Source organism: Sphingomonas sp. Ag1 (assembly GCF_000980895.1).
Lineage (GTDB): Bacteria > Pseudomonadota > Alphaproteobacteria > Sphingomonadales > Sphingomonadaceae > Sphingomonas > Sphingomonas panaciterrae.
Genome location: NZ_LAZX01000078.1, coordinates 44,384 through 52,258, shown reverse-complemented (window position 1 = coordinate 52,258; position 7,875 = coordinate 44,384). Strand labels below are relative to the sequence as shown.

At 67.8% G+C, this 7,875-nt stretch carries 5 protein-coding genes; all 5 read right to left on the bottom strand.

The window, feature by feature from the left end; translation table 11 throughout:
* Positions 1 to 22: 22 nt before the first annotated feature.
* The 5 genes from XM50_RS03655 to XM50_RS03635 all read right to left on the bottom strand — a co-directional run bounded on the left by XM50_RS03655 (position 23) and on the right by XM50_RS03635 (position 7,857).
* Positions 23 to 1,285, bottom strand: coding sequence for a hypothetical protein (locus XM50_RS03655; protein ID WP_007683327.1), 1,263 nt, complete (start codon positions 1,283 to 1,285; stop codon positions 23 to 25).
* A 281-nt stretch (positions 1,286 to 1,566) separates the two neighbouring features.
* The gene (locus tag XM50_RS03650; protein ID WP_007406376.1) at positions 1,567 to 1,971 is read right to left on the bottom strand and encodes a copper-binding protein; all 405 of its coding nucleotides are present in this window, start codon (positions 1,969 to 1,971) and stop codon (positions 1,567 to 1,569) included.
* On the bottom strand, positions 1,968 to 5,111 hold the full coding sequence (locus tag XM50_RS03645) for an efflux RND transporter permease subunit (protein WP_016746446.1): 3,144 nt from the start codon (positions 5,109 to 5,111) through the stop codon (positions 1,968 to 1,970). The genes XM50_RS03650 and XM50_RS03645 overlap by 4 nt, the downstream gene beginning before the upstream one ends.
* Positions 5,108 to 6,598 carry an efflux RND transporter periplasmic adaptor subunit gene (locus tag XM50_RS03640; protein ID WP_046407431.1) on the bottom strand — a complete coding sequence of 497 codons (1,491 nt, stop codon included), beginning with the start codon at positions 6,596 to 6,598 and terminating at the stop codon, positions 5,108 to 5,110. The genes XM50_RS03645 and XM50_RS03640 overlap by 4 nt, the downstream gene beginning before the upstream one ends.
* A complete protein-coding gene (locus XM50_RS03635) occupies positions 6,595 to 7,857 on the bottom strand; it encodes a TolC family protein (protein WP_046407429.1) in 1,263 nt (420 codons plus the stop codon). The genes XM50_RS03640 and XM50_RS03635 overlap by 4 nt, the downstream gene beginning before the upstream one ends.
* Positions 7,858 to 7,875: the final 18 nt, after the last annotated feature.

Below are 7,875 nucleotides of genomic sequence, written 5' to 3'. Positions count from 1 at the left end.
CCCCTCCCGCAAACGCCCCCTTTCAGGGAAGGGGGCTTGAGATCGCCTTGATGGCCTTCAATCCCGTTCCAAAACGAGCGATCGCGTCCCTGTTTCTCTCCAGCTCGCCATAGGGCAGATAGGCGAAGTCGAGATCGGCAATACGGCTGAAAGCCGGGCGACGGAGTTGCGCGCGAACGTCCTGCTCGCGCGCATTCGGTGCGACCAGGAATAGCCCGGCGGCAGCGTGCAGATCGCTCCCCGACAGCGCCAGATCGAGCATGCGCACGATCCCCGAGTAGATCGAGGTCGAATGTTCAACCTCGAACGCGGCGGCGACGCCGTCGCCACCCTTCGCCAGCCACAACACGTCGATGAGGCGGATCGAGTCCGCTCCGGGAGAGGTCGCAATGGCGTCTGGAAGGCGCTCGAGGCATCCCTGTCCAAGCGGGCAGCCAGCGTGAAGTCGACCGCGGTCATTGGCGGCGATCCACACATCGTAACCGAGGGCATGGCCGAGGTCGCGCAGCCAGGCCTGGATTTCGGCGTGCGTGCGATCGGTTTCGCCCTGCGCGGCGGCTGTCTTGTCGAGCCGGCTTGCCTCCGCTCTGGCATGTTCCAATCTGCCGAGCCAGTCGTCGGCCGCCGTTGCGTCATCCTCCAGCGGTGGCGCGGGATAGCGGCCCGAGCCAATGTCGAACAACAGTCCGCCGATCGCGCCGAGATCGTTGGAGAGCAACTCGCGGTAACGGTCGTTGAGGTCGAGGATGCCGGCGCGCATGGCGAGAAAATGATCCCATGACCCGAGCTTCACCTTGGCGCCGGTGACGGCATTGTAGCCCTTGACGATCGCGGTATTGAAGGGCGGCACCAGCGTCGGGTGAAGGAAATAGAGCAGGTTGGCCGCCGCCGGCCCCAGCCCCTTGATCTTGAGCGCGTCTATGCTGCGGATGTGGCTGATGATCTCCTCGGCGGTATCGCAGCACGAGCAATTGTCGAGCAGGCGACCGAACGCCCGCTGGTTGTCCGGGCTTTCGTAGATGTCTGGAATGCGCAGCTTGGGCTTCCACAGCCAGGCATGGTCGGCGCCCTTGAAGATCTGCCGCTGTTCGGCGATCGAGTGGACAACCGTTTCCAGTGACGAGCCGCGATAGGCGACGCCGAACCGCCCACTTTCGATTTCTGCGACCACCTGCTGCAGCCCGCGACGGATGGAGCGGAAGTTTTTCAGCCGTTCGTCCCACAGAAACCAGGAGCGATAGGTGGCGCCGGGATCGTCTCGCCAACGACGGACAAGCTCGCTCACGAGATCATGATGTGTCGCGGGTAACAAGGTCATACTGGCTGGGTCATCTAAACTGGGCTCCTTGCCGTTCAGGCTATCGCGAGCAAGGGCGGCTTGCACGTTCAATGTGCGATCCGCGAAGCGTGCTCAAATTGTCGGTGATCGCGCAGGGAAACGCCGCTGGCATTGGGCGTTGCCGGTCGCAACCGTCGACCGGGCGCACAGCCAGGCAGACGGCCGGCACGGGCGTCGCCGCCCGGGAGCGGCGACGCAACCAGCTTTTTCCGGTCGAACTTAGCGGATCACTGCTTTGCGATCGCGGTGACCTCGCCATCGCTGCCCTTGAGCGAGAGGTCGAAATCGACCTTGTCGCCGACCTTGACCGCATCGGTGATCGACGGCGCGGCCTTGAACGCCATCGTCATCGCGGGCCACTTGGCCTCCGGGATCGGACCATGATCGAGCGTGATCGTGCCTGCCGCCTTGTCGATCGCGGTGACGGTGCCATGGCCCTTGGCCTTGATCGCGGCGTTCGCGTCAGGCGCCATCGACATGTTGCCCATGTCGCCGCTCATGGTCGCGGCGGGCGCCGCCTCGTTGGTCTCAGTCGCAACGGGGGCCTCCGCCTTCTTGCCGCACGCGGCAGTCAGGGCGGCGAGGCCGAGGGCAATGGTCAGTCGTGCATGGTTCATCGTCTTCTCCTTCATGATGAAACGGGTTGAGGGATGGGATCGGTCTTGGGCCGGCGCAACAGCAGATAGGCGGCGGGCAGAACGAACATTGAGAGCAAGGGCGCGGTCAGCATGCCGCCGATCATCGGCGCGGCAATCCGGCTCATGACCTCCGAACCCGCGCCTGATCCCAGCAGGATCGGCAGCAGGCCGGCCAGGATCACCGCCACCGTCATCGCCTTGGGACGGACGCGCAGCAGCGCGCCTTCGCGCACGGCGGCCTCGACTTCGGCGGCGTCCGGATTTGCGGTGTGCTCCGCCAGCGCGTTCTTGAGATAGATCAGCATCACCACCCCGAACTCGGCGGAGATGCCGGCGAGCGCGATGAACCCGACCCCGGTGGCAACCGACTGGTTGAACCCCAGCAGATAGAGCGTCCAGATGCCGCCGGTCAGCGCGAACGGCAGCGTGCCCATGATCAGCGCAGCCTCGTCGAAGCGGCCGAAGATCAGGTAGAGCAGCACGAAGATGATCAGCAGCGTCGCGGGCACGACCAGCTTCAACCGGTCGACTGCGCGCTCGAGATATTCGAACTGGCCCGAATAGGCGATGCTGACCCCCGGCGAGAGCCGAACCTGTCTCGCCACCGCGCGTTGCAGATCGCCAACCACCGAGGCGAGATCGCGCCCGCGCACATCGACATAGACCCAGGTCGAGGGCCGGGCATTCTCGGTCTTGAGCATCGGCGGCCCTTCGGCGATCGTGACATTGGCGACCGTGCCGAGGGTGATCTGCTGGCCCGCGGGCGTCAGGATCGGTAGCCCCCGCAGCCCGTCGAGGCTGTCGCGCAATTCGCGCGGATAGCGCACGCTGATCGGGTAGCGGGCGAGGCCCTCGACCGTCTCGCCGATCGTCTCGCCGCCGATCGCGCCGGAGACGATGGCCTGGACGTCGGCGATGTTGAGCCCGAACCGCGCGGCGGCGGCGCGGTCTATGTCGACATCGACATAGCGTCCGCCGGTCAGCCGCTCGGCGAGCGCCGAGCTGACGCCGGGCACGCTCCTGGCCACGGTCTCGACATCATGCGCGATGCGGTCGAGCTCGGCGAGGTCACTGCCCGACACCTTGACCCCGATCGGGCTCTTGATGCCCGTCGCGAGCATGTCGATGCGGTTGCGGATCGGCGGCACCCAGATATTGGCGAGACCCGGAAGCTTCACCCGGCGATCGAGCTCGTCGACAAGGCGTTCGGGCGTCATGCCCGACCGCCACTGGTCGCGGGGCTTGAATTGGATCGTCGTCTCGAACATTTCGAGCGGCGCGGGATCGGTCGCGGTCTCGGCGCGGCCGGCCTTGCCGAACACGCTTTCGACTTCGGGCACGGTCTTGATCAGGCGGTCGGTCTGCTGGAGCAGCTCACTCGCCTTGGCGGCCGAGAGGCCCGGCAGCGCCGAGGGCATGTAGAGCAGGTCGCCCTCGTCGAGATTGGGCATGAACTCGCCGCCGAGCCGGCTGAGCGGCCAGGCCGTGGTGGCGAACACCAGAGCCGCGATCAGCAGCACTGCCTTGGGCCGCTTCATCGTCCAGTCGATCGCGGGCCGGTAGATATTGGTGAGCCAGCGATTGACCGGATTGGCCTGCTCGGCCGGAATGCGGCCCCGGATCAGCCAGCCCATCAGGATCGGCACCAGGGTCACCGACAGGATCGCGGCCGCGCCCATCGCATAGGTCTTGGTGAAGGCGAGCGGCGCGAACAGCCGGCCTTCCTGCGCCTCCAGGGTGAAGACCGGAATGAACGACAGCGTGATGATCAGCAGGCTGAAGAACAGCGCCGGCCCGACCTCGGCCGCCGCCTCGGTGACGACGATCCAGCGCATCTCGCCATCGAGATGTCTGTCCGGGTGATCCTGCTCCCAGCGTTCGATCCTCTTGTGGGCGTTCTCGATCATGACGACCGCCGCATCCACCATCGCGCCGATGGCGATGGCGATGCCGCCCAGCGACATGATGTTGGCGTTCACCCCCTGGAACCGCATTACGACGAACGCGGCCAGCACACCGAGCGGCAAGGTCAGGATCGCGACCAGCGCCGAGCGGACGTGCCAGAGGAACAGGGCGCAGACCAATGCGACGACGATGAACTCCTCGACCAGCTTGCGGGTGAGGTTCTCGACCGCGCGATCGATCAGCTGCGAGCGGTCATAGACCGTGACCACCTCGACGCCCGGCGGCAGACTTTTCCTGAGATCGGCGAGCTTGTCCTTGACCGCCGCGATGGTCTCACGGGCGTTCTTGCCTGACCGAAGAATAACGACGCCGCCGGCGACCTCGCCTTCGCCGTTCAGTTCGGCGATGCCGCGCCGCATCTCGGGGCCGACCTGGATCGTGGCGACATCGCCGAGCCGGACGGGCACGCCGCCCGCCGCAGTCTTGAGCGGGATTGCCCGGAAATCGTCGAGCGTTTTCAGATAGCCCGAGGCGCGGACCATATATTCGGCCTCGGCCATTTCCAGCACCGAGCCGCCGGCTTCCTGATTGGCTTGGCTGATCGCCTGCACTGCCTGGGCGTGGGTTACGCCGTAGGCCGCGAGCTTCACCGGATCGAGCAGCACCTGGTACTGCTTGACCATGCCGCCGATGCTGGCGACTTCGGCCACGCCGGTCACGGTCTTCAGCTCGTAGCGCAGGAACCAGTCCTGCAACCCGCGAAGCTGCGAGAGATCGTGCCGGCCGGTGCGGTCGACCAGCGCATATTCATAGACCCAGCCGACCCCGGTCGCGTCCGGCCCGAGCGCGCTGCGGGCGCTGGCCGGCAACCGACCCTGGACCTGGTTGAGATATTCGAGCACGCGGCTGCGCGCCCAGTAGAGATCGGTGCCGTCCTCGAAGATCACATAGACGAAGCTGTCGCCGAAGAAGCTATAGCCGCGCACCGTCTTGGCGCCGGGCACCGACAGCATGGTGGTGGTGAGCGGATAGGTGATCTGGTTCTCGACGATCTGCGGCGCCTGACCCGGATAGGAAGTGCGGATCACGACCTGCACGTCGGAAAGATCGGGCAGCGCGTCGATCGGGGTCGAGCGCACCGCCCACAGGCCCGCGCCGACCAGCGCGAGCATGCCGAGCACGACGAAGAAGCGGTTCCTCACCGACCAGCGGATGAGATGGGCGATCACTGGCCCGCCACCTTCGCCATATGCCGCAGCGTCGGTCCCGCCGGGCGCCGGTCGAACCCGAACCGGACCCGGTCACCCGCCTTGAAGCCGCGCGCGATGCCCGGATTGGCGAGCGCGAAGGTCATCGTCATCGCCGGCCAGTCGAGCGCGGGAACGGGCTCGTGGCTGAGCGTCACCGAATTGGCCGTGATCCGCTCGATCTTGCCCGTCGTCTCGTACAGCGTGGCTTTCGACGCCGGCGCGGCGATGGTCGCCGATGCCGCACCGCCGCCGATCGGCCGCGCCTCGATTCCCGACAGGCTCGCCTCGGAATCGATCAGGAACTGCCCCGAGACGACGACGTTCTCGCCGGGCGACAGGCCGGCAAGGATCTCGGTCTCGCCGCCTGCCTCGCGGCCGATGCGGACCTCGGCGGGATGATAGCGCCCGTCGCCTGCGGCCAGCATGACGAGCGTGCGCCTGCCCGTGCGGATCACCGCTTCGCTCGGCACCAGCAGCGCCGGCTTGGCATCGCCGCCAAGCGCGACGCTGGCGAACATGCCCGGCCGCAACCGGCCGTCCCGGTTGGGCAGCTCGATCCGCACGGTGAGCGTGCGGCTGTCGGCCTGCGTGGTCGGCAGGATCGCGATCACCCGGCCGGCGAAGCGCTCGCCGGGGAAGCCCGCCAGCGTGGTGCTGGCATTCTGGCCGACCCGGACATCGCCCGCGCGCGCTTCGGGCACCGCGGCATTGAGCCAGACGGTGCCGAGCCCGCTTACCTGGGCGAGCGTCTGGCCCATGGCGAGCGTCACGCCGGCACGGGCGTCGAGCGTCTGGATCGTGCCCGAGATCGGCGTCGTGATCGTCACCACGCCGTTCGGGCGTCCGCTCCGCTCGACGCTGGCGATGAGGCCGTCGGACATGCCCATCAGCCGCAGTCGCTGGCGCGCGGCCGCGGTGAGGTCGGGCTTGCCGAGCCGCCTGACGCTCAGATATTCGGTCTGCGCGCCGCCCCATTCGGGCAGGAGCAGGTCCGCGATCGGCGCGCCGGCGCGGACCACGTCCCCGGGCGCTCGCGCATAGACGCGGCTCACGAACCCGCCCGAACGCGCCTGGATGACGGCGACGTCGCGCTGGTTGAAGTCGATCGTGCCGGTGACCTCGAGGGCCGAGGCAAGGCTGCCCATCTTCGCCGCGACGACCCGCAATCCCAGGCTCTGCCGCGCGGCGGGATCGACGGCGACCGTGGGGGCCGCGCCGGCGCTTCCTCCGTCCGCGTATCGCGGCACGAGCTGCATATCCATGAAGGGCGACTTGCCGGGCTTGTCGAACTTCTGGTTGGGGAACATCGGATCGTACCAGTAAAGGACTTTGCCTGCCCCGGCGGGCGTGGTCGCCTCCGATTGCGGTGCCTGGCGATGGCCAGCCCAATAGCCTGTGCCGCCGGCCAGCAGCGCGACAGCCAGGATCGATGCGCCCCAGCGCAGCGCGGATTTATCGAGCGTCATGGCCGCTCCTCCCCATAGGTGATAGTGATGCGGACCGCGTCGCGCGCGACGTCGGCTTCGCGGTTGAGCGCCTCGACCTCGGCCTCCGCGAGCCCGAGCGTCGTGAGCAGCGCGGCGCCAAGGTCGAGCTTGCCGGCGCCATAGCTGTCGCGGTCGAGCTCGGCGCGGTGCCTGGCGAGTGGCACCAGCGTCTCGCGGGCATTGCGCAACCGGGAGAGATGCATGGCATGGTCTGCGAGATCGGCGTCGAGCTGCGCCACCAGCTCGCGGCGGATCGCCTCGCGGTCGAACCGACCCCCTTGCGCAAGGCTCTCGCTTGCAGCGATCCTGGAGTTCTGGCGCTTGCCGGCGAACAGCGGCAGGTCGATCGACACGCCGACCGAGGCCATGTCGCCGTACATGGGATCGCGCCGGCCATAGGTGACGCCGACCTTCCAGTCGGGGCGCTTGTCGGCGCGCGCGAGACGCACGTCCGCTTCGGCGACTGCGATCCGCGCGTCCTGCGCGCGCAGGGCGGGAAGCGCATCGATTTCGGCCCGCAGCCGGATCGGATCGACATCGAGCATCGGCGGGTCGCCCGTCGCCTGCGGGTCGGGGTCGCCGGTATAGCGCGCGAGCCGGGCCCGCGCCTGCGCCACCACCGCAGCCATCTCGGCGCGGCGATCGGCGATGGCGGCGCGGAGCTGGTCGGGCTCGAGCGCCTGGCTCGGGCGCGCGCTGCCCGACGCCAGGCGTGCGGTCACGGTCTTCTGCAGGTCGTCGAGGCTGGCATCGAGCAGGTCGAGCTGCCGGAGCCGGCGTTCTCCATAATAGAGATCGACCCAGGCGAGGGCGGTCTCGAGCCGCACGTTGCGGCCTTCGACCAGCTCGCCCGCCTCGGCGATACCGATATCGGCCGCGGCGCGCGCGGCGCGTGCATGGCGCTTGGCGAGATTGGGGAAGGTCTGGCTGAACCCGATCGTCGCCATAGTGAAATCGTCGCGCGTGAAGCTGCCGGCATTGGGGCCGCTCACCGGGAAGTTCTGCAGGCCCAGGTCGAGCGTCGGATCGGGCAGGCGATCGGCCGCGACCGCCGAAGAGCGGGCGCCGGCTGTCGCCGCCGCGCGCGCCTTGAGGCTTGGCGCGTTGGCGGCAGCGAGCCTCACTGCCTGCTCGTAGGTGAGCGGGCCGGCCGACACCGGCACGGCCCATGCGCTCGCAAGCGTCGCACCGATAGAGAGCAACAGGCGTCGCACAGCGCGCCTCGGCATCATGATCATGGATATCATCCCCTCATG